This is a genomic window from Streptomyces sp. NPDC001816, from assembly GCF_042892235.1.
Classification (GTDB): domain Bacteria; phylum Actinomycetota; class Actinomycetes; order Streptomycetales; family Streptomycetaceae; genus Streptomyces.
The window spans coordinates 489,137-509,720 of record NZ_JBIATY010000001.1; the positions used below are offsets into that span (position 1 = coordinate 489,137).

At 69.0% G+C, this 20,584-nt stretch carries 25 protein-coding genes and 2 pseudogenes; 17 read left to right on the forward strand and 10 right to left on the reverse strand.

The genetic code is table 11. The annotated features are described in order from the left end of the window. The first annotated feature begins 187 nt into the window (after window positions 1–187). The 8 genes and pseudogenes from ACFYZZ_RS02170 (at window position 188) to ACFYZZ_RS02205 (ending at window position 8,839) form a co-directional block, all read left to right on the forward strand. Window positions 188–1,297 (forward strand): family 43 glycosylhydrolase, encoded by a 1,110-nt coding sequence (locus tag ACFYZZ_RS02170; RefSeq protein WP_389170330.1) that lies wholly within the window; start codon window positions 188–190, stop codon window positions 1,295–1,297. A gap of 1 nt (window position 1,298) precedes the next feature. Then, window positions 1,299–2,708 (forward strand): RICIN domain-containing protein, encoded by a 1,410-nt coding sequence (locus tag ACFYZZ_RS02175; RefSeq protein WP_389170333.1) that lies wholly within the window; start codon window positions 1,299–1,301, stop codon window positions 2,706–2,708. 91 nt (window positions 2,709–2,799) lie between these two features. Then, the gene (locus ACFYZZ_RS02180; protein WP_389170336.1) at window positions 2,800–3,213 is read left to right on the forward strand and encodes a hypothetical protein; all 414 of its coding nucleotides are present in this window, start codon (window positions 2,800–2,802) and stop codon (window positions 3,211–3,213) included. A 104-nt stretch (window positions 3,214–3,317) separates the two neighbouring features. Then, window positions 3,318–3,440: pseudogene (locus tag ACFYZZ_RS02185) on the forward strand (carbohydrate esterase); the annotation flags it as partial. Window positions 3,441–3,606: 166 nt separating this feature from the next. Continuing rightward, the gene (locus tag ACFYZZ_RS02190; protein WP_389171963.1) at window positions 3,607–5,343 is read left to right on the forward strand and encodes a DUF2264 domain-containing protein; all 1,737 of its coding nucleotides are present in this window, start codon (window positions 3,607–3,609) and stop codon (window positions 5,341–5,343) included. Window positions 5,344–5,840: 497 nt separating this feature from the next. Then, window positions 5,841–6,692: a DAPG hydrolase family protein gene (locus tag ACFYZZ_RS02195; protein ID WP_389170339.1), complete on the forward strand. Its 852-nt coding sequence runs from the start codon at window positions 5,841–5,843 to the stop codon at window positions 6,690–6,692. Window positions 6,693–6,718: 26 nt separating this feature from the next. Further along, window positions 6,719–8,089, forward strand: coding sequence for an FAD-binding oxidoreductase (locus tag ACFYZZ_RS02200; protein WP_389170342.1), 1,371 nt, complete (start codon window positions 6,719–6,721; stop codon window positions 8,087–8,089). Between the two features lie 6 nt (window positions 8,090–8,095). Beyond that, on the forward strand, window positions 8,096–8,839 hold the full coding sequence (locus ACFYZZ_RS02205) for a hypothetical protein (RefSeq protein WP_389170345.1): 744 nt from the start codon (window positions 8,096–8,098) through the stop codon (window positions 8,837–8,839). A gap of 351 nt (window positions 8,840–9,190) precedes the next feature. Here the strand turns inward: ACFYZZ_RS02205 and chrA are convergent, their stop codons facing one another. Beyond that, window positions 9,191–10,603 (reverse strand): chromate efflux transporter, encoded by a 1,413-nt coding sequence (gene chrA / locus ACFYZZ_RS02210; RefSeq protein ID WP_389170347.1) that lies wholly within the window; start codon window positions 10,601–10,603, stop codon window positions 9,191–9,193. A gap of 218 nt (window positions 10,604–10,821) precedes the next feature. On the opposite strand from chrA, the gene ACFYZZ_RS02215 reads away from it, so the two are divergent. The 4 genes from ACFYZZ_RS02215 to ACFYZZ_RS02230 all read left to right on the forward strand — a co-directional run bounded on the left by ACFYZZ_RS02215 (window position 10,822) and on the right by ACFYZZ_RS02230 (window position 12,590). Then, window positions 10,822–11,313 carry a Chromate resistance protein ChrB gene (locus ACFYZZ_RS02215; protein ID WP_389170350.1) on the forward strand — a complete coding sequence of 164 codons (492 nt, stop codon included), beginning with the start codon at window positions 10,822–10,824 and terminating at the stop codon, window positions 11,311–11,313. After that, window positions 11,310–11,744 (forward strand): chromate resistance protein ChrB domain-containing protein, encoded by a 435-nt coding sequence (locus ACFYZZ_RS02220; protein ID WP_389170353.1) that lies wholly within the window; start codon window positions 11,310–11,312, stop codon window positions 11,742–11,744. Before ACFYZZ_RS02215 ends, ACFYZZ_RS02220 begins: the two co-directional genes overlap by 4 nt. Window positions 11,745–11,759: 15 nt before the next feature. Further along, complete coding sequence (locus ACFYZZ_RS02225; RefSeq protein WP_389171966.1) at window positions 11,760–12,188, forward strand: recombinase family protein; 429 nt, start codon at window positions 11,760–11,762, stop codon at window positions 12,186–12,188. A gap of 105 nt (window positions 12,189–12,293) precedes the next feature. Beyond that, window positions 12,294–12,590 carry a hypothetical protein gene (locus ACFYZZ_RS02230; protein WP_389170355.1) on the forward strand — a complete coding sequence of 99 codons (297 nt, stop codon included), beginning with the start codon at window positions 12,294–12,296 and terminating at the stop codon, window positions 12,588–12,590. Window positions 12,591–12,610: 20 nt separating this feature from the next. Here ACFYZZ_RS02230 and ACFYZZ_RS02235 read toward each other — a convergent pair whose 3' ends face one another. Continuing rightward, complete coding sequence (locus ACFYZZ_RS02235) at window positions 12,611–12,904, reverse strand: hypothetical protein (protein WP_389170358.1); 294 nt, start codon at window positions 12,902–12,904, stop codon at window positions 12,611–12,613. Window positions 12,905–13,081: 177 nt separating this feature from the next. On the opposite strand from ACFYZZ_RS02235, the gene ACFYZZ_RS02240 reads away from it, so the two are divergent. Beyond that, a complete protein-coding gene (locus ACFYZZ_RS02240; RefSeq protein ID WP_389170360.1) occupies window positions 13,082–13,450 on the forward strand; it encodes a VOC family protein in 369 nt (122 codons plus the stop codon). A gap of 64 nt (window positions 13,451–13,514) precedes the next feature. Further along, window positions 13,515–14,345, forward strand: coding sequence for an isocitrate lyase/phosphoenolpyruvate mutase family protein (locus tag ACFYZZ_RS02245; RefSeq protein ID WP_389170363.1), 831 nt, complete (start codon window positions 13,515–13,517; stop codon window positions 14,343–14,345). Here the strand turns inward: ACFYZZ_RS02245 and ACFYZZ_RS02250 are convergent. Further along, window positions 14,279–14,512 carry a hypothetical protein gene (locus ACFYZZ_RS02250; protein ID WP_389170366.1) on the reverse strand — a complete coding sequence of 78 codons (234 nt, stop codon included), beginning with the start codon at window positions 14,510–14,512 and terminating at the stop codon, window positions 14,279–14,281. The genes ACFYZZ_RS02245 and ACFYZZ_RS02250 overlap by 67 nt on opposite strands. On the opposite strand from ACFYZZ_RS02250, the pseudogene ACFYZZ_RS02255 reads away from it, so the two are divergent. After that, a pseudogene (locus ACFYZZ_RS02255) lies at window positions 14,491–14,583 on the forward strand (IS5/IS1182 family transposase); the annotation flags it as partial. The gene ACFYZZ_RS02250 and the pseudogene ACFYZZ_RS02255 overlap by 22 nt on opposite strands. A gap of 85 nt (window positions 14,584–14,668) precedes the next feature. Next, the gene (locus ACFYZZ_RS02260; protein ID WP_389170369.1) at window positions 14,669–14,821 is read left to right on the forward strand and encodes a hypothetical protein; all 153 of its coding nucleotides are present in this window, start codon (window positions 14,669–14,671) and stop codon (window positions 14,819–14,821) included. A gap of 21 nt (window positions 14,822–14,842) precedes the next feature. Here the strand turns inward: ACFYZZ_RS02260 and ACFYZZ_RS02265 are convergent, their stop codons facing one another. The 6 genes from ACFYZZ_RS02265 to ACFYZZ_RS02290 form a co-directional block, all read right to left on the reverse strand. Then, window positions 14,843–15,508, reverse strand: coding sequence for a DJ-1/PfpI family protein (locus ACFYZZ_RS02265; protein WP_389170372.1), 666 nt, complete (start codon window positions 15,506–15,508; stop codon window positions 14,843–14,845). A gap of 32 nt (window positions 15,509–15,540) precedes the next feature. Next, on the reverse strand, window positions 15,541–15,771 hold the full coding sequence (locus ACFYZZ_RS02270; protein WP_389170375.1) for a DUF3817 domain-containing protein: 231 nt from the start codon (window positions 15,769–15,771) through the stop codon (window positions 15,541–15,543). 62 nt (window positions 15,772–15,833) lie between these two features. Continuing rightward, window positions 15,834–16,163, reverse strand: a complete 330-nt coding sequence (locus ACFYZZ_RS02275; protein ID WP_389170378.1) for a hypothetical protein — start codon at window positions 16,161–16,163, stop codon at window positions 15,834–15,836. Between the two features lie 53 nt (window positions 16,164–16,216). Next, a complete protein-coding gene (locus ACFYZZ_RS02280; RefSeq protein WP_389170382.1) occupies window positions 16,217–16,906 on the reverse strand; it encodes a DJ-1/PfpI family protein in 690 nt (229 codons plus the stop codon). A 250-nt stretch (window positions 16,907–17,156) separates the two neighbouring features. Next, window positions 17,157–17,741 (reverse strand): TetR/AcrR family transcriptional regulator, encoded by a 585-nt coding sequence (locus tag ACFYZZ_RS02285; protein ID WP_389170385.1) that lies wholly within the window; start codon window positions 17,739–17,741, stop codon window positions 17,157–17,159. A gap of 49 nt (window positions 17,742–17,790) precedes the next feature. Next, window positions 17,791–18,369 (reverse strand): TetR/AcrR family transcriptional regulator, encoded by a 579-nt coding sequence (locus ACFYZZ_RS02290; RefSeq protein WP_389170388.1) that lies wholly within the window; start codon window positions 18,367–18,369, stop codon window positions 17,791–17,793. A gap of 55 nt (window positions 18,370–18,424) precedes the next feature. Here ACFYZZ_RS02290 and ACFYZZ_RS02295 point away from each other — a divergent pair, with 55 nt between their 5' ends. Then, window positions 18,425–18,880, forward strand: a complete 456-nt coding sequence (locus tag ACFYZZ_RS02295) for a DUF3995 domain-containing protein (RefSeq protein WP_389170391.1) — start codon at window positions 18,425–18,427, stop codon at window positions 18,878–18,880. A gap of 179 nt (window positions 18,881–19,059) precedes the next feature. Here ACFYZZ_RS02295 and ACFYZZ_RS02300 read toward each other — a convergent pair whose 3' ends face one another. Continuing rightward, window positions 19,060–20,574, reverse strand: a complete 1,515-nt coding sequence (locus ACFYZZ_RS02300; protein ID WP_389170394.1) for a hypothetical protein — start codon at window positions 20,572–20,574, stop codon at window positions 19,060–19,062. Window positions 20,575–20,584: the final 10 nt, after the last annotated feature.

Genomic DNA, 20,584 nt, shown 5'->3' on the forward strand with positions numbered 1-20,584 from the left:
ACCGATAACAGAAAATCGCTCACTCGCCGAAATCGCTTACCCCCCTGTCTCGTCGGACCCGTTGACCTCCTGATCGCTCACCCTTACCTTTTCGGCGTTCGGAATAGCAGATGACGTTCGCGATATCGAACCCTGATGTCGAACCCCTCGAACTCCTCCTCGCTCTCCCCACCGAGAGGCAGTCCGCATGAGCCGCGACCCCCACCTTGCCCAAACCCCGACCCGTCGCCTGCTGTTGAAGGGCGCCGCAGCCGCCGGCGCCCTGGCAGCCACCACGGCCACGTCCACGACCCCGGCACTGGCGTCCCCGTCCTCGTCCACGTCCCTGTCCACGTCCCACGAGGCGACCCCCTTCGTGAACCCCCTCGTCCTCCAGCGCGCCGACCCCCACATCACCCGCCACACCGACGGCCGGTACTACTTCACCGCGACCGTCCCCGAGTACGACCGCATCGTCCTGCGCCGCTCCCGCACCCTGAACGGGCTGGCCACCGCCGCCGAGTCGGTCATCTGGCGGGCGCACGCCACCGGTCCGATGGGCGCGCACATCTGGGCGCCGGAGCTGCACCGGATCGGCGGCAAGTGGTACATCTACTTCGCCTCCGCGCCCGCCGAGGACGTGTGGGCGATCCGCATCTGGGTGCTGGAGAACGCCAACCCCGATCCACTCCAGGGGACTTGGATGGAGCGGGGCCAGGTCAGGACGGCCTGGGAGACCTTCTCCCTGGACGCCACCATCTTCAAGCACCGCGGCACCCGCTACCTCGTCTGGGCCCAGCACGAGCCCGGCATGGACAACAACACCGCGCTGTGGATGTCGAGGATGGCAAACCCCTGGACGCTGACGGGTCCCCAAGTCAGGCTGTCCACCCCGGAGTTCGACTGGGAGTGCGTCGGCTACAAGGTCAACGAGGGCCCGTACGTCCTCCAGCGCCACGGCCGTGTCTTCCTCACCTACTCGGCCGGCGCCACCGACCACCACTACTGCATGGGCCTGCTCACCGCCGACGCGGACAGCGACCTGATGAACGCGGCGAGCTGGTCCAAGTCCCCGGCGCCGGTCTTCACCAGCAACGACACGACGAAGCAGTACGGGCCCGGCCACAACTGCTTCACCGTCGCCGAGGACGGGCACAGCGACGTCCTCGTCTACCACGCCCGCCAGTACAAGGAGATCACCGGCGACCCGCTGCACGACCCCAACCGCCACACCCGGGTCCAGAAGCTCGGCTGGAAGCCGGACGGTACCCCGGACTTCGGTGTCCCCGTCGCCGACACCGTGAAGGAGAGTGCGTGAGATGAGACGCGCGTACGCGATCCTGCTCGCCCTGTGCTGTGCGCTCGCCGCGGCCCTGGCGACCGCGGGGCCCGCCCAGGCAGCACCGCAGACCATCACCAACGGCACCCGGTTCACGGACACTTCGGGCAACGCCCTGCACGCCCACGGCGGCGGGGTCATCAAGGTCGGCTCGTACTACTACTGGTTCGGCGAGGACCGCAACTCCGACAACACCTTCCGCTACGTGGACGCCTACCGCTCCACCGACCTGAAGAGCTGGGAGTTCCGCGGTCACGTCCTGTCCCAGTCCTCCGCAACCGAGCTGGCCACCGCCTACATCGAGCGCCCCAAGGTCATCTACAACGCGTCCACCGGCAAGTTCGTGATGTGGATGCACAAGGAGAACGGCGTCGACTACAGCGAGGCCCGCGCCGCCGTCGCCGTCTCCGACACGGTCGACGGCACCTACACCTACCAGGGCAGCTTCCGCCCGCTCGGCCAGCACATGTCCCGCGACCTGACCACCTACGTCGACAGCGACGGCACCGCCTACATGGTCTCGGCCGCCAACAACAACTACGACCTGAACATCTACCGGCTGACCGCCGACTACACCGGCATCGAGAGCCTGCTCGCCAACCCCTGGCCCGGCGGCCACCGCGAGGCACCGGCGCTGTTCAAGCGGAACGGCGTGTACTTCCTGCTGACGTCGGGTGCCACCGGCTGGAACCCCAACCAGCAGCAGTACGCCACCGCCACCTCCCTCGCCGGCCCCTGGACCGCGTGGACGAACATCGGCGACTCCACCGCCTACGGCTCCCAGACCGCGTACGTCCTTCCCGTGCAGGGCAGTTCGGGCACCTCGTACCTCTACATGGGCGACCGCTGGGGCAACTCCTTCGGCGGCACCGTCAACGACTCCCGGTACGTGTGGCTGCCGCTCACCTTCCCGACCTCCACCTCGATGTCCCTGTCCTGGTCACCGGAGGTCACGGTCGACACCGCCGCCGGCACCGTCACCGGCACGAGCGCCACGTACAACACCCTTGTCGCACGGCACAGTTCCAAGTGTGCCGACGTGCCGAGCCAGTCCCTCTGGCAGGGGATCGCCATCACCCAGTACACCTGCAACGGCGGCGCCAACCAGAAGTGGTGGTTCAAGACCCTGGGCAACGGCTACTACGAGCTGCTGGGCCGCGGCAGCTCCTTGTGTCTACAGGAGAACGCCTCCACCGTCACCCAGGAGAACTGCACCGGCGCCACCACCCAGCAGTGGTCGGTCGCGACCTCCGGCTCCTACGTGAACATCAAGGCCCGCGCGAGCGGCGAGTGCCTGGACGTGTCCGGCGCGTCGACCGCCAACTCCGCGGCGATCATCACGTATACCTGCAACGGCGGTACGAACCAGCAGTGGGCGCAGGGCACCTGAGTTGCTGTATTGGTGCAAGAGGAAGTCTGTGGGGCGGACAACAGTGCACAGGCTCTTGGCCGTTGGACGCGAGACGTGAGATCGTCCGCAGGTGACCGACGCTCCTGGGGAAACGATTTCGTCACGACCCGATGACCGCACCGCGTCCGTTCTGCGCTTCGCCGTGGAACTCGTCGCCTGGGTGGCGACTCCATGGGCACTGACAGGCCACTCGTGGCTGCTTGCCGCCCTGTCCGTGGTGCTCCTGATCGGCCTTCCCACGTGCTTCTCCACCCCAGGCGACAAGGCGAACGTGATCATCGCAGTACCGGGCTGGGTCACGATCCTTCTGGTTCTTCTCCAGCTCGCCGCAGCCGTGACTTCCTCGTGGATGGCCTGGCCTGCGTGGGCGGCGGGCCCCGTGACCCTGATGGCCGCCATCACCCTCGTCACCGAGCGCCGACGCTGGCGATGGCTGGTCTCCGGCGAACCAACCCGTCAACTGAGGCGCTCGTCCGCCACCTGAAGCGCTCAGCCACAGCACAATCACCCGCGATGAATGCCCAGTTCAATTGGGCTTCGGCGTGCTGGGGCAGTCGTTCGTAGCCCCGGCAGTTGTGGCGGGCGTTCTACAACGAGAAGCGGGACAACACGCACACCTCCGTGCACGGCGCCACCGTCTACGCGGGGCTGGTCCGCGACGAACTCCTCGCCCGGCATCTGGTGCCTGAGGGCAGGGTGCGGGTGGGATGAACTCCTGGGGCGCCCCGACCGGAACCGGGGCGTCCCAGGACCGCCAGATCCCGGGTGCTCCAGGCTCGCCGGATCCCGGGCGCGCCAGGCCCGCCAGGTTCCCGGGTCTCCAAGCCCACCAGGATCCGGGTCTCCAGGCCCGCCAGGAAGGAATGCCACTGTCGTGATCGAACTGCCCGCCGACGACCGCTCCGCGAGCCCGTACACCGGCTACACCCGCGTCCACTGGGAGGCAGCCGCCGACTCCCTCCTCGCCGCCGTCGAGCCCTACGCCACCGCCGACCGCGCCCTCTACCACCTCCCCGGCGACCATGTGAGCCACTCGGGCCACCTCTCCGACGGCCTGGAGGGATACGCCCGGACCCTCCTGCTGGCCGCCTTCCGCCGGGACGAGACCGTGCTCGGCCGCTACGCCGAGGGCCTCGCGGCCGGCCCCGGCGGCGTCTGGCCGCAGATCGCCGACCGCAGTCAGCCGCTGGTCGAGGCCGCCTCGATCGCCCTCGCCCTGCGGCTGACCCGCCCCTTGTTGTGGGACCGCCTGGACCAGTCCGTGCGCGAGCGGACGGCGACCTGGCTCACGGACGCGCTCACCGCCGAACCCTGGCCCTGCAACTGGGAGTTGTTCCCGGTCGCCGTCGGCGGCTTCCTCGCGGAGATCGGCCACGCACCCGAGGCCGCCCGCAAGGCGATCGGACGCGGCCTGGAGCGCATCGAGGCCTGGTACGTCGGCGACGGCTGGTACACCGACGGCGACGGCCGCAAGTACGACTACTACAACGGCTGGGCCATGCACCTGTATCCGGTCCTGCACGCCTGGCTGGCCGACGACCCCGACCTGCTGGAACTGTACGGCGGCCGCCTCGAACGCCATCTCGCCGACTACGCCCGCCTGTTCGGCGGCGACGGCGCACCCATGCACCAGGGCCGCTCGCTCACGTACCGCTTCGCGACCGCGGCCCCGCTGTGGCTGGGCGCGCTCACGGGCCGTACACCCCTTGCGGCGGGCGAGACACGACGGCTGGCCTCCGGAGCGCTCAGGTACTTCCTGGACCGGGGCTCCGTCGACGCCGACGGCCTGCTGACACTCGGCTGGCACGGCCCCGACGAGGCCATCCTGCAGACCTACTCGGGCCCTGCGTCCCCCTACTGGGCCAGCAAGGGATTCCTCGGCCTCCTGCTGCCTCCCGACCACGAAGTCTGGACGGCGGCCGAGGAGCCGGGGCCGGCGGAGCAGCCGGACGCGGTGACACCGATCGCGGGTCCCAACTGGCTTCTGCAGTCCACCCGTTCGGACGGCGTGGTCCGCCTCCACAACCACGGCAGCGAGGACATCCGCTACGACCCGTACTACACGCGGTTCGCGTACTCCACGGTCACGCGGCCCCTCGGGTCACCGCCCGACAACATCGTCATGGTCGGCGGCGACCCGCTCCGCACGGGAATCGTGCCCCTGGGTGTGGGGGAGGACTGGGCGGCCTCCCGGTACACGGTGGGCTCCGGGGCGGAGGCGAGCGGGGCGGAGGTGACCAGCCTCGTCGTCGCCGACGGTGCGGTGGAGGTGCGGGCCCATCTGGTGGCGGGAGCGGACCCCGGCACCGAGGTGCATGTCACCGGTTGGGTGCCCTGGGAGGACGAGCAGGCCGAACTCGTCCCCATCCACGGCCTGTCGGATGGCTTCCCCCTCTCCGGCACGACCGGCGACACCCCCACCCTGTTCGTCGCCCTCGCCCGTCTCACCGCGGACCCCGACCCCCTGCCCCTCCGGGACCTGGCGGCTGTGGAGGTGCGGGGGAACTACGAACTGAGCGTGCGCTGGGTGGTCTCGGGCGCGGTGAGGAACTTCCGGTTCAGGGCTTCGGGCGGGGGATCCGCGGGGGCGTCGTGGGTGGTGAGGCCCTGCTGATCTTCGTGGCGCAGGACTACGCCGAGGAAGCCGAGCTGCTGCTCGTCCTTTCCCTCGATCGGAAGTGAACGCCCGTTCGAGGTCGCGCCGTCATCTGCGCGACCGGAAGCGACGGGTTGGTGGCTCCCGGCCACGCCCACGTGGGGCAGTGCGCACGCGGCCGCCGCGTCCGAATGGCCCACCGCACCGGCTTTCAGCAGGCGCAAGCCGGCGGTGATGCCTAGCGTCGCCAGAGGGCAACAGCTCATGTGATTCGGGCAGAGGCGCAAGGGTCGTGAGGAGACAGGAGATGGCGGAGCGCCAACGGGGTGCTGGCAGCGCGAGAGGAGGAGCGAGCCGTACAGCAGGGGCCTGCGCGATCGCCGCGGGGTTCGCCTTCGCGAGCTGCCCGCCTCCTGCCGCGGCGAGTCCGCGGCCGAACCCGCCGCAGCTGGATGAAGAGGGACGCGTCCTCAAGTCCTCCGACGTCGTGACCTCGACCCGCTGAAGGCCGATCGATGACGGAAACACGACCCGATCCCGACCGCGGGACCCATCTGGGGATGCGGCCCGGTGAACTCGACAGCAAGTGGTATGCGAAGTACTGGAACCCGGTGATGGCTCCGCTGCCGGAGCACATCAAGGAGGCGATCGATCTCGGCCCGCAGGCGCCCCCGTTGTGTCTGGACCTGGACAACGCGGGAACACTGAGCGAGGCCGGATACCAGGAGCTCGAGAACGGATACAGCCTCTTCGACGACGGCTCCATGCACATCGCGACACTGACTCATCTGCCGAGGGCGTCCCCGGACATGGTGGACTGGTGGTTCTGGTGGCACACCACAGAGACCGAGCGGTACAAGCTGTGGTATCCGCGTGCCCACCTGTACGCGGAATGGTCCGGCGGCACGGCGGACCAGAGCGCTCCCTACCGTGAAAGGTATGTCGGCGGCACCTCGTTCGTGGATGAGTACGTCGGCAATGTGCTCGGCCGGCTAGCTATTCGTTTTGTTCTTCCCAGCAGTCTGGGATTCAGCGACGACATGCTCGATCCGGACAAGGCGACCGTAATCTGCGGCAGAGTGGGATTCTCCGACGTACCGCTTGATTGGGGCCATCTGGTCCATTATGTGCGTCGGGTGAACAGTGGCGCCGAGATGCGTTCGCGCTTCTGGATGGGCGGGAAACACGTCGCCCCCCGCGGAGGAGCCTCCCTGACCGGTGAACTCGAAAAGGTCGCGGAAGGTGTGAGACATCTCGGAGACGGCCAGGCCCGCGCCATGGTCGTGCACTGCTCGCAGGAGATGAACCATCTCGCCGGCTTTCTCCCGGACATCTTCGACGAGTTCAGACGCCGTGAACAGGTGTGAACAGGCCGGAGGCGAAGGGAACGGACATGGCAAACCACATCGAGGGCAGGGTGCTGCGGCGCGGTGACTACCGCTACGAGAGCCTGCGCCGTGAGGCCTGCTGGCACTCGGGGGTTCCGGACCGCTACCCCGAGGTGATCGTGCTGGCGAACAACGAGGACGACGTCGTCGGAGCGGTAAAGCTGGCCAGGGAGGAAAGCCTGCAGATCGCGGTGCGTTCCGGAGGCCACAGCTGGTCCGGGTCGCACCTGCGCGACGGCACGGTACTGATCGACCTGTCCAATCTGCGCCGTGTGACCGTCGACATGGAGGCGATGACCGGCACCGCCCAGCCCGGAATCAAAGGGTCGGAGCTCACCGCCATGCTGGCGGAGAAGGACCTGTTCTTCCCCACGGGGCACTGCACGGGCGTTTCCATCGGCGGCTACCTGCTGCAGGGCGGATTCGCCTGGGCCGGACGGGACTACGGACCGGCCTGCATGTCAGTCACCGGCATCGACGCAGTCACCGCCGACGGCGAGCGGATCCACGCCGACGAGACCCGGAACGCCGACCTGCTCTGGGCCGCCCGAGGCGCCGGCCCCGGCTTCTTCGCCGTCGTCACCCGGTTCCATGTCAAGCTCTACCCGCGCAAGCGGACCACCATGAACAGTGGCTACTTCTGGCCCGCCTCGGCCGCGAGGGACGTCTACGGCTTCGTGCACGAGATCGGCCGTCAGACGCCCGCGGAGATCAATCTCATGTGCAACCGCGACCCGATGACCAACGACGAGCCGCTCATCTCCCTCAACGCCACCGCCTTCACCGACACCGAGGAGGAGGCCAGGGAACAGCTGTCGGTCTTCGAGTCCTGCCCGGCACGTGCGCAGGTACTCACCACACGGCTCTACGAGGTGACGGACACCAGTACCCTGAGCCGGCTCGGCACCGATCCGCACTACGACGAGACCAAGCACTATCTCGCCGACAACATGTGGACCCACGCCTCCTTCGACGACCTCTGGCCCAACCTCGAGGCCATGCTGAAGACCTGGCCTCCCGCCCCCTCACACATGGTGCTCTACAACTGGGCAGGATACGAGGGACAACCCGAACGCCCGCCGATGGCCTTCTCGGTGGAGGACGAGCTCTACTACGGGCTGTACGCGGCCTGGTCCGACCCGGCCGACAACCGGAAGTACACGGACTGGGTGACCAAGCACATGCGCGCCTGGGAGCCGTACTCCAGCGGCATCCAACTGGCCGACGAGAACCTGATCAACCGCCCCTACCGCTTCGTGACCGACGACAACCTCCAACGCCTCGACGACCTCCGCACCACATGGGATCCCGACGGGCTCTTCATCTCCTGGCTCGGCCGCCCCGAGCCAGGGCGGACCAAGCCAGGGCATGGCTGATCAGCCATGACAGACAGACGTGATTCCGTACAGGGTGATGAGCCCAAACACGGACGCCATTCGTCGGACAGCTCCCTGAGCGCATGGGTGGCCCTGCGCCATTGGTCTGCTGTCGGTGCAATTGCGGGCCTGTGTTTCTTTGGCCTCCTTGCGGCAATGTATGACGAATTCTACACGGAATTCGGCATCACCTCGGGGGATGTTGAACTGTCATATTCGGACACTTTGACGCGTTCATGGGGTTTCATTATTACCGTTGCCGTCGCACTGGCTGTCGGTATTTCCGTGGTCCTTTGGATCTGGAAAAATATCCTTAAGGGGAAACACGGGAGGGACTGCAAGATCGATGAACTGCCGCTCCCTGCATACTTCACCGCGCTGGCTGCCATCTTCGCAATCTTGATCTCTGCCGGGCTTATCGGCGAGCACTTCATGGAGGCGGCCGGCAAGCGTGGCGCAGCAGGGCAACCCGTCACAGGCCTGCGACTGGGACTCTTGTTCTTCGATGTTCGAGCGCAGCCAGTCGCAGAAATCGTGTCTGTTGCGTCCAGTCCCGTCACTATCCCAACACAAGGGCTGACATTCCTAGGAAAGAGCGGCCGCTCCTTCGTTCTCTATTGCACACTCGACGGCCAGATCTTGAGAATCTCAGCGGAGCGATTCACGCTCCGTACATCCACCCGCCAGGCATTGAGGGAACCGGGGTCCAAGGGCTGCGGGAACGCTGCTACACGGGATCTCCCCAAGTGAGAGTGCCGAAAAGGTGCACATCCTGAGACGCCGCTCATGGGCGGTTTTTGAGCGGAAGACTCGTGGGGACTATTCAGCGGTCAGCGGATGCTCAACGATCGTCCGCCGCTCCGCCGCTCCGCCGCTCCGCCGCTCCGCCGCTCCGCCGCTCCGCCGCTCCGCCGCTCCGCCGCTCCGCCGGACACCGCCAGCGTCCCGGCCGCCGGTGCCCTGCGCCCGCTGCGCAACCCGGATACGGCTGACCTCGATGAAGACGACAGCGGAGAGGATTGAGGATCTCCGGTTCAGTCACCGGGGTCCGCTCCCGTCCGGACGGCAGCGGACCCCCTGCCCGCTTCCACGGTCGTCGGCTCAGATGCCGGGGAGCCCGGCCAGGGCGGCACCCAGTCCCAAAACCGCGCAGATGCCGAGGGTGCGCAGAACGCTCCACCGGATTTTGAAGATCAGCAGGGCTGCGATCACGGTGATCGCGAGGGCGGCGGGCCGCAGCGTGCCCAGGTCCGGCAGCGCGAGGGCCACTGGCCCGAAGACCTTCTCGGCCACGTCTGTGAAGAGGGCGTGTTCGGCGAAGTAGAGGGCGAGGTTGGCGATGACGCCGACGACGGCGGCGGTGATGCCGGTCAGGGCGGCTGAGATGTGGCGGTTCCCGCGCAGGCGTTCGATGTAGGGGGCGCCGAGGAAGATGAACAGGAAGCAGGGCACGAAGGTGACCCAGGTGGTCAGCAGCGCACCGAGCAGTGCCGCCGCCCAGGGGTTGAGGCTGCCGGGGTTGTGGTAGGCGCCGAGGAAGGCGACGAACTGGACCACCATGATCAGGGGGCCGGGGGTGGTCTCGGCCAGGGCGAGGCCGCTGACCATGTCCTTCGCGCTGAGCCAGCCGTAGGTCTGGACGGCCTGCTGGGCGACGTGGGCAAGGACTGCGTAGGCGCCGCCGAAGGTGACGAGCGCGGTGCCGGAGAAGAACACGCCCTGGGTGGTGAACACGCTGCCCGTGCCGGTCAGCACGGCGACTGCGGCCACGGGTGCGGCCCACAGGAGCAGGCCGATCGCGAGGATGCGCCAGGTGCGGCGGCGGCTGGGCTGCTCGTGGTGAAGTGCGTCGTCGGGAATCAGGGGAGCGGGTCCGGCGTCGGTCCCGTGTCCGCCTGAGGGCTTGAGCGCGTCGGGCTTGTAGCGGGCGATGAGCCAGCCGGCGAGGGCGGCCGCGGCGATGACCGCGGGGAACGGTACGGAGAACAGGGCCAGGGCCGCGAACGACGTGGCCGCGAGGGCGATCAGCAGCGGGTGGGTCAGGGAGCGCTGGGCGACCCGGGAGACGGCCTGGACGACGATCGCCACGACCGCGGGGGCCAGGCCGGCGAACACGCCGGTGACGGCCGCGGTCGATCCGAAGGCCACGTACAGGGCGGACAGGGCGAGCAGCGTCAGCACGCCGGGCAGGACGAAGAGGGTGCCGGCGATCAGCCCGCCGCGGGTGCCGTTGAGGAGCCATCCGGTGTAGATCGCCAGCTGCTGGGCTTCCGGGCCGGGCAGGAGCATGCAGTAGCTCAGGGCGTGGTTGAACCGCTGCTGGCCGATCCAGCGTTTGTCCTCCACGAGCGCCCGCTGCATCACGGCGATCTGCCCGGCTGGACCGCCGAAGGTCTGCCAGGAGATCGCGAACCAGGTGCGGGTCGCCTGTCGCAGCGGGATCACGTCCCTGCCGGCGGTGGCGCCGCTGTCGGCTCTGGCCCGGAGGCTGGGTGGCTGTTCGGTGGCGGTCACCGGTGCTCCCTTTCGTCACGGTCAAGGCCGTACGAGGCGGCCAGGGTCCATGCGGCCGGGGTGTGCGTGATCATGTTCCCCCTCCCGCCCGCCCATCGCTGTGCAACCATGGTTACATCGCATGCTGGGGCGCCGGTAGAGAAGTCTTGGAGGATGGACATGATCAACTCGTTGCACCCTTCGGGTCCCCCCACAGCAAGCCGGCCAAGGTAACCGGCGTGAGCGGCCCGGACACCGAGCGGCAGTGGGTGCTGCTCTCCTACCGCCTGCCGCGGGAGCCCTCCACCCCGCGGATCACCGTGTGGCGCAAGCTCAAGCGCCTGGGCGTCGCGCAGATCAGCGACGGCCTGATCGCGCTGCCCGCCGACGACCGAACCCGTGAGCAGCTGGAGTGGATCGCCGAAGAGGTCACCGACTTCGGCGGGACGGCCACGGTGTGGATCGCCCATCCGGCCGCCGCGGGCGACGAGCAGCGGCTCATCGACGCCATGACGCAGGCCCGCGCCGCCGAGTACCGGCAGGTGCTCTCCGAGGCCGAAACCGCCCGCGAAGGGGACGAGGCAGGAAGGCGGCGCACGCTGACCAGGCTGCGCGCCGAACTGCGCCGCATCCAGCGCCGCGACTACTTCCCCACACCCGACCGGCAGACGGCAGAACAAGCCGTCAACTCCCTGCACCCCGCCAACACCACGGAAGAGAGCACCCCATGAAGTGGGCCACCCGCGCCGGCATCCACATCGACCGCGCCGCCTGCGCCTGGCTGATCGGCCGCTTCATCGACCCCGACGCCGAGTTCGTCTTCGTCACCGACCCCGCCCACGTCCCCGAAGACGCCACCCCCTTCGACATGCGCGGCGCCGCACTCGGGCACCACCACGGCGACTGCAGCTTCGAGACCATCCTGCGCGTCCACCGGCTGACCGACGACCCCGCCCTGCGTCGCATCGCAGAAATCGTCCACGAAGCCGACATCGACGACGAACGCTTCAACGCTCCCGAAGCCCCCGGCCTCGACGTCGTCCTGCGCGGCCTGTCCATGACCGGCGACGACCCCCACACCATGACCATCGCCGCCCCGATCTTCAACGGCCTGTACGAGTACTACCAGCGCGCCGCTTCCCTTGGCCGCGAGCCCGCCTGAGATCGACGGGCCGGCATCGAGTACCCGGTCGTCTTCGAGGAGGACGGCGGCACCTCCAGCCGCCTCCACCCCCTCCATCGCCCGAAGTTCCGAGAACTGCTCACCTACGCGCGGCCCGGCGACACCGTGCACATCTCCGAGATCTTCCGCCTCGTACGCGGCACCGGGCACATCCTCGACGTGCTCGACGTCCTCCACCGCGACCGCCTCGCACTGCGTATCCACGACGGCGCGTTCTCCGCGATGGACCTCACCGCCCGCCACCCGCGCACCGGAGAGCTGCTGTCCACCGTGAAGTTCATGGTGCAAACCCTCGCCGCCGCCGGCGAACTCCAGCGCGACCTCACCTACGACGGACTGCGCGCGGCCGAGGCCAAGGGCAACAAGGGCGGACGCCGCCCCGCCGTCCCGGCCGACAAGACCGACGACGTCCGCACCGCGTAGCTGGAAGGCCGCTCCATCGCCGCCCTCGCACGCGCCCACGGCGTCAGCCGCGGCGCTATCCGCACGGCCATCACCGACCTTCTGCCCGACCACACCGCCATCGACGTGGGCGCCCCCGCACCGGAGCTGCCCGTCACCCTCGACATGCCGGGCAAGGTCGCCGACTTCCTCCTCACCATCGAGCTGGAGCCGGCCGAGCGGGCCGCGCTCGACCAGGGGGTGACCGTACGGCGCGGCCAGGGCTACACCCTGCGCATCACCGCCGTGCCCGTGGTCCACCGCCGCCTTCTCGACCTCGCCCAGTCCCTAGACGGCACCCCTGGGACCGCTGTCATCCCGGCCCAGCGCAAGGCCCGCCGCGAGTACGCGAACCGCGTCACCGCTCTCGGATCCCCGGCCTGACCATGATCACGGGCTTAGCGTTAACCGCTGTACCGGGCGACCAGGCCGCCGACCTCCTTGGCGCCCTTGACCACTGTGTCCGCGCCCGAGCGCTGGCCGGCCGCCGTGAGGGGGGTGACCTGGATGCCGTCCGCGGCCGGCCAGGCGACCCGCAGGGTGCCGTTCGGGGCGACCGCGGTGGACGTGCGGTTCCACTCCCGGGTGTTGTTGTAACCGGCGGACAGGTATGGGTACTTGGCGCTCAGGTTCACCGTTGTGCTGGTGACGGTGAGGTCGGGCGAGGTGGTCGTCGCCGCCCCGGTGGCGTACCCCACGCGCCGGCGAGCAGTCCGGCGACCGCGAGGGCGCCGATGGCGGGCTTGCGCGCCACTCGGACGCGGCGGTGACGTGTCGTGCGTCGTGCAGATGTCATGCCCTTCGGTGGCCGCCGGGCCGGGAAAGGTTGCCGAACTCCTTTTGTATTTCCGGGGGCGCCCGGCAGAATCCGAGGCATGACTTCCAAGATCCGCCACGTGACGATCGACTGCGCCGACGCCTACGCCCTCGGCAGCTTCTGGTCCCAGGCTCTGGGCCAGCCCCTGCACGAGGACGACAATCCGGGGGATCCGGAGGCTCTGATCGAGGCCGCCGGCCTGCTCTTCGTGACCGTGCCGGAACCCAAGACCGTCAAGAACCGCGTCCACCTGGACCTCCAGCCGCAGGACCGCACCCGTGACGAGGAGGTCGAGCGGCTGCTCGCCCTCGGTGCCACCCTGGTCGACGACCACCGCAAGCCCGACGGCACCGGCTGGGCGCTCCTCGCCGACCCCGAGGGCAACGAGTTCTGTGTGGAGCGCAGCGCGGCCGAGCGAGGGGAGTAGCGGGGGACCGGTCGGTCCGGACAGTTCGGCGGGTGCCGAAACGAGCGGTGCCTAGCGTGGGCGTATGACCGTAGAGACCGCGGAGCATGCCATGACGCCCTTCGCCGCACTCCACCACCGCCCCGGCGAGCCCCTGCTCCTGCCCAACGCCTGGGACCACGCCTCGGCCGCCGCCCTCGCGGCTCGCGGCTTTCCCGCGATCGGCACGACCAGTCTCGCCGTGGCGGCGGCCGTCGGACTCCCCGACGGCCAGGCCGCGACCCGGGAACACACGCTGCGTCTCGCCCTCACCCTCGGCTCGGAACCGTACCTGCTCTCCGTCGACGCCGAGGACGGATTCTCCGACGATCCCGGCGAAGTCGCCGAGCTGGCCCAACAGTTGTGGGCCGTCGGGGTCGTCGGCATCAACCTGGAGGACGGGCTCGGGCCGGCCGCCCGGCACGCCGCGAAGATCGCCGCGGTGAAGGCCGCCGTGCCGGGCCTGTTCGTCAACGCCCGTACGGACACTTACTGGCTGGGCGACGGCGACGGCGACGGCAACGAGACGGAAACCCTGCGCCGACTCGACGCCTATCGACAGGCTGGCGCCGACGGGGTGTTCGTGCCCGGGCTCACCGATCCCGGCCGGATCGCGGACGTCGTCCGGTGCGTCGACGCCCCGCTCAACGTTCTGTACTCGCCCGCCGGGCCCACCGTGCCCCAGCTTGCCGACCTCGGCGTCCGCCGCATCAGCCTCGGCTCGCTGCTCTACCGGCGCGCGCTCGGTGCCGCCCTGGACGCGGTGGCCGACATCGCGGCCGGGCGGGCGCCGGGCGGTACGACACCCTCCTACGACGAGGTGTGCGCGTTGGAGAGGAGCGTGTCGGCGAGGGCGTCGGCGAACTCCACGGGGTGATCCAGGGCGCCGAGATGCCCGCCGGGGAACTCCATCAAGGGGCTGGCGAGTCGGTCGGCGAGCAACTCGGTCACATCACCCAAGAGTTGGCCGCGTGAGTCGGTGCCGAACCCGAGGGTGAGGCGGTGTTCCGGGGTGGTAGTGGGGGAGGGGCCGGGGACGGCCACGCAAGCGACCGGATCGAGTTCGCGCCGACAAGGCGTACGACTCCCGCAAGAACCGCTCATACCTGCGCAGGACGCAGGATCAAAGCGACGATTCCGGTTCCGGTAGACCGCGTCCACAACCGGCAGAGACTCGGCTCCGGTGGCAGGCGGCCGCCGATGTTCGACAAGACCGACTGCAAGCAGCGGCACGCGGTCGAGTGCGGGATCAACCGGCTCAAGCGGCACTGCGCAGTCGCCACCAGGTACGACAAACTCGCCGTTCGGTGCGAGGCGACTGCGCTGGTCGCAGTCCTCAATAAGTGTCTGTGACCAGCACAGTCGCAACAGGCTCTAGCTGCCCGCGCGTCGCTCAAGCACTCGCGACACGGCCCGGCGGAGATTAGCGTCGGGTTCTGCCGTGAATTCCTCGAACAGGGCCACGGCTTCCGTCCCCGCGCCCTGAGGAGTACCGGCGTCGAACGGCGGCTTCGGGTCGTATTCCATGGCCAACTGGGCGAATTTTGCGGCCTCCTCTCCGAGGGTGTGCGCGATGACCGTGAGCCCGAAGTCGATGCCAGCCGTCACACCACCCCCGGAGAACCTGTTCCGGTCGATGCACACGCGCTCCGTCGACACCTCGACGCCCAGCCGCGCCAGATGGTCGCGGGTGGACCAGTGCGTCGCCGAGCGGTAGCCGTCCAGGAGCCCGGCCGCGGCGAGGACCATCGAGCCGTTGCAGACAGAGGTGATGTAAGGGGCCGAGGCACCCCGATCGGCCAGGAACGAGAGAGCCGCGCCATCGAGCATCACTTCCTCCACGAATCCTCCGGGCACGAACAGAATGTCCAACCGGGCGGGGCAGTCGTCGAAAGTGACGGTCGGCGTAATGGCTACGCCGGTATCGGAGACAACCGGCTCAAGTGTGTCGGAAACCAGATGGACTTTCATGCCCGTGGCCGCGAAAGCGGTGTGGGGACCGATGAAATCAAGTGTGGTGTGACCGTTGAACAGAAGCATGCCGACTTCCAGCGGTCGCGTAGGCGGGAAAGTCATGACGAGGTGGACTCCTTGGTGTACGGACGGGTCGTGCCGGAACGGTCGAGATGGCGCAGGGCGAGCAGGCCGCCCACGCCCGGGACGAGCGCCACGGCCTTCGCGGTGGCCGGTGCCTGTCTGAGCCGCCAGGCCGCGACGATGACGAACAGGTAGGCCCAGCCATGAGTGGGGCCCACCACGGAGGAGACGGGTTGAAGATGGGCCGTAGCGAGGTTGGCCAACATGACCACCAAGCTGATGAGTTCGACGTGTGCCGCGATGCGCAGTGGCCGCAAGTGCCCCACGCTCACGCCCAGGTGGCGGGCTCGGGGCGGACGCCGCGCCGCTCGCCGGTGATCCTGGAGGAGGGGAGGCGTCCGGCCCTGGACGTGCCGGTGAGGGTGTCGCCGTCGAGTGTCACGTCGAAGGCCAGGTTCAACCGCATGGGCCTGGTGATGGTCTGCTTCCAAGTCAGCCGATCGCCGTCGAGGACGACCTCGGTCAGGGGAACCTCCTCGCCGGTCCCATGGGCGGTCCCGGTCAGGACGCCGTCCCGGCGGCGGAGTTCGATCACGGCCTTCATCCGGCCGATCGGGGTGGACATGGTCAGATCCCAGGCGCCTTCAGCGGACTGCATGGTGCGCTACTTCCTCACGGTGTGGTGCACGACGAAACGGGTACGGGGCGGAGTCAGAACGAGGCGGGCGCCGGTCCCTGCGCGCGCCAGACGACACCTCGCCGCTCGTGGGCGAACAGTTCCTCGACGGCGTGTGCGACGCGGGGACCCACCTCGCGCTCCAGGAGGTACAGGCCGAGGTCGAGCCCGGAGGTGACGCTGCTGCCGGTGACGAGGTCGCCGTCGTCCACGACGCGGGCGTTCACCACGTGGACGCCGGTGGCGTCCAGCAGATCCAGGCCTAGGTGGTGGGAGGTGGCATGGCGACCCTCCAGCAGTCCGGCCATGGCGAGGACCAGCGAGCCGCCGCACACCGTGGCGACCGTGACGTCCGGATGGGCCATCGCCGTCTTCAGCAGCGCGGGCAGTTCGGTGGTCAGGGTGCGGCCGAGCAGCACGGGGATGAGCTCGTCCTGCTCCGCCTCGCCGGACCCCTCGTCCTCCGCGGGAACCTCGCCCGGTTCACCGATGCGGCCCGAGGCGCCGGGCACCAGGACGTACCCTGGGCGTTCGGCGTCCAGGGCAGCCGTGGCGCGCAGCGCCAGCCCTCCCGTACCACTGACCACCTCACGGGCGCCCTCTGCCGAGACGAGTTCCACGCTCACCGCGCCGTCGGAGGCGACGCCGCCCGCGTACAGCACCTCGTAGGGGGCGATGACGTCGAGAGGGTCGAAGCCGTCGAACAAAACGATCTGAACGTGCATGGCACTTCCTCGGGGATGACGTCGAAGCCGACCCGGAATCGGGCTGCGGACGTACTCGACGCTATGCGGCCTCCGGCGCACCTCCCAGTGGCAAAAGTGTCACTGTGTAACGGAAAATCGCCAGAGGCCCATCGAGGGCCGAAGCTCCGGCAAACAACTGTTCAGAGCGGGATCCCGCGCGGAGCGAAGGCTGATCCGAAAGAAGGGCACCAGGCCGCGACGAACCACCGCACACGGTTAAACGACAAGCTCAGTCATTGTTCGTCTTCTCCCGGGGCCAGTGCGTGAGGGCGAGGTGCAGGGCTTCGACCGCCTTGTCCCAGGAGGTCTGGACGTCCCGGGCCGCGCCGAAGCCGCCCGCCGACTCCAGGGCGCAGTAGCCGTGGAAGGTGCTGCGCAGGAGACGTACGGCGTCCGTGAGGTCCGGCTCGTCGAGGCCGTAGGCGCGCAGCATGCCGTAGGTGATCTCGGCCGTACGGCGCATGGCGGGGGAGTCGGCGATCAGGGCCTGGTCGATGCGGATCTGGGTGGCCGCGTACCGGCCGGGGTGGTCGAGCGCGTATGCCCGGTACGCGCCCGCGAAGGCGGCCAGCGCGTCCTTCCCGGCCCGGCCCGCCACGGCCGCCGCGATCCGGTCGATCAGTTCGCCGCCCGTGTGCAGGGCGAGCCGGGTGCGCAGGTCGTTCAGGTTGCGGACGTGCGAGTACAGACTCGCGTCCTTCACCCCGAAGTGCCGGGCCAGCGCGGACAGGCTGACGTTCTCGAAGCCCGCCTCGTCGGCGAGGTCGGCGGCGGCCGCGACCAGTCGGTCGACGGTGAGTCCCGCACGGGCCATCTGACACCTCCTCCTTGGTCACCTAGGGGGAATCCTAGGGGATCTAGGTTCAGGGGCGGGGGTCGGAGAGCTGGGTGATGAGGTGGGCCAGGCCGTTCTCGGCCTCGCAGCCCGAGGTGCCCACCTCGGGGACCATGTCAAGGGCGCTGCGGCGCAGTTCCAGCCAGCCCAGGTAGGCGGCATAGGCGGTGATCGACTGCAGGCGTGCCGCCTCGGGATCGAGGCCGAGATCGGTGTAGAGCTCGGTGAGGAAGTCCAGGCGCTCACGCGTCACCCGGCGCAGCACCGGCGCGACAGCAGAATGGTCGGAGTGCGCGACGATCGCCGGCTCCAGGCCGGCGAAGGGGTCCTCGGTCAGGGCGGTGGTGAACAGGAAACGCAGCCGCTCCGCCGGATCCGCGACCTTGCGCACGGCCTCGATCACCGCTGTGGTCCCCTCCCGTGCCCACAGCTCCAGCGCTGCCGTCAGCAGTGCGTCACGGTCGGTGAAATGCCAGTAGAAGCTGCCGCGCGTGGCGCGGAGTTCATCGGCGAGTGCGTTGATCGAGACCGCGGCCACTCCCCCGCGCGCCAGCGCCCGCAGGGCCGCTTCGGTCCAGTCCCTGGGCGTGAGCCGCTTCCTTGCCATGGCCGTACAGTACTGTATGGTCCTTCCGTACAGGGGTGTATGGAGAGGGGTTCCGATGAAAATGTCAGGCGTGGTGGCCGCGTTGGGGCTGGCCGCGGCGGGGCTGATGCACGTCGTGTGGGTCTTCTCCCCCTGGCCACTGGCCAGTCGCGCGGACTACGCCCGCACTGTGGTCGGGGTGGCGGAGGCGGACCTGCCTTCCGGTCCACTGACCGCGACGGTGGCGGCGTTGCTGTTCCTGGCGGCCTACCTGGTAGCCGCGCGGTCGACTGCGGCACAGCCGGGCTGGATGATCCGCACCGGACCGTGGGTGGTGGCCGCCGCGCTGCTCGGACGCGGGCTGGTGGGCGTCCTCGTCTCAGGGCTCGACCTGACGGACGTCCCCTCCGACTACGTGCTCTGGGATCTGCGTCTCTACTCCCCGCTGTGTCTGCTGCTCGGCGGCCTCACCCTCTTCGTCGCGAAGGCCGCCGTGTCGCGCGCCATGTCACAGGAGGAGGAATCGCGATGAGCGCAATCCTGATCCCGGCCGCGCCCTCGTGTTGGGCAGGGTCGCGCGATTCTGGCAGCCCGATCCGCAGGCAGTCTCGGAGGTTCACGACGCCGAGCAGTTCCTGTCCTTCCGGGAACCGGGCTTCGCCAGTGCCGTGATCTCCCACGAGGTCGTTCCGGACGGCGCCGGGAACAAGCTCAGGCGCCGCAGCGCCTGCGGCCGGCGGCGGTCAACCGTACGTCCTCCGCCCTCACGCGCAGCGCATGGCGGGACGTGTCCTCGCCCCGGGCCGGGTCCGGGTCCCAGAGCCAGACGGTGTCACCGCTCGCCTGGAAGAGGAGGACCGGGTGGGTCGTCGGTACCGGACCGTTGATGACGGGAATCTTCGGGTTGAGCGGTTCGACGCAGACGAGTTCGCCCCGGATGCCGAAGTACGCGGCCGGGTAGCGCTTCCCGGCGGTGGCGTCCGCGATCGTTCTGTCGGCGGCTCGGTCCACACCGGTCAGCGCCTCGATCGCCACGGACAGGACCGCGACCAGCACCATCAACGGCAGGACCCATCGGACGAGCCCGCTCGCCCCCGTCTGGAGGTTGAAGTGACGGGCCCAGCCGCCCATCGCGATCAGCACCAGCGAACACGCCACGGCCAGACCGAGCGGCCGCAGCGCCACGGCGTACTCCCAGTAGAAGGCCACATGCACCGAGTCGGCCGGGATCCCGAAGCGCTCCTCCAGGTACATGGAGTGCAGATACGACCCGGCCCACGGCAGCACGAACGGCAACGGCGCCGCGAGTACGGGCAGGAACCACTGCATGTTGCGGCTGAACCAGGACTCGCTCAGGGCGTACCACAGGCCGAAGACCGTGAAGCCGAGGAGCAGGGTGAGGAGAATCCCGGCGAACTGTCTGGACAGTCCCGCCGGCTGGGAGTCCGCCCACATGAATCCGAAGGCGGTCAGGCCCCAGACCAGGGCCACGCCGATCCCGAGCCGGACGAGCCACGGCCGGGGCTCGTTGGCGGACACCCATGTGCCCACCGGCCAGCACATACCGAGTGGCCAGGCCAGTGCCAGGAACCGCCAGGGCGTGGTCGACGCACCGAGGACGATGCCGCACGCGAGACTGACGAGTACCACCACACCGATGACCGCGAACTGCAGCGCCTTACGGTGTCGGTCCGTCGATCCGTCGCGGGGCCGGGGACCGATCGCCCGGCGGATGTCGTGCGCATCGGGGTCGAACGGGGCGCCGCCGAGGTTCCGCCCGCTCAACTCGGCGAGCGCGCGGTCGCGTTGCTCTTCGGTGTACTCGCCGCGCAGATGCAGCGTATGGCGTACGTCCCACCCGCCGACGGCTATCCAGTGCTCGGCGAGCCACCGCAGAGCTGGACTCGCGCCGTCCGGCACCTTGTGATGGACGTGGTACGTCGTGTTCGGCTCGGCGGGCTTGGGGCGTACGAGCTTGGCCTCGCGTACCCAGACGTCCAGCTTCCGCCGGGCGGCGAGTGTCGTCACCTGCTCGCAGGCCATCGACCTGGCGGTCAAGCGGGAGCCGCGGAGCGGGACTTCGACGATCAGCGCGGAGTATCCGTCGTCCGCGCCGACCGCGTCGCCGTCCCGCGCCGGGCGTACCCGCCATCCCTGAGCGGCGAACACACTCTCCGCCAGCTCCAGTTCGTCACGGTCGTCGCGTACTTCGACGACCAGACGCACCCGGCGGTTG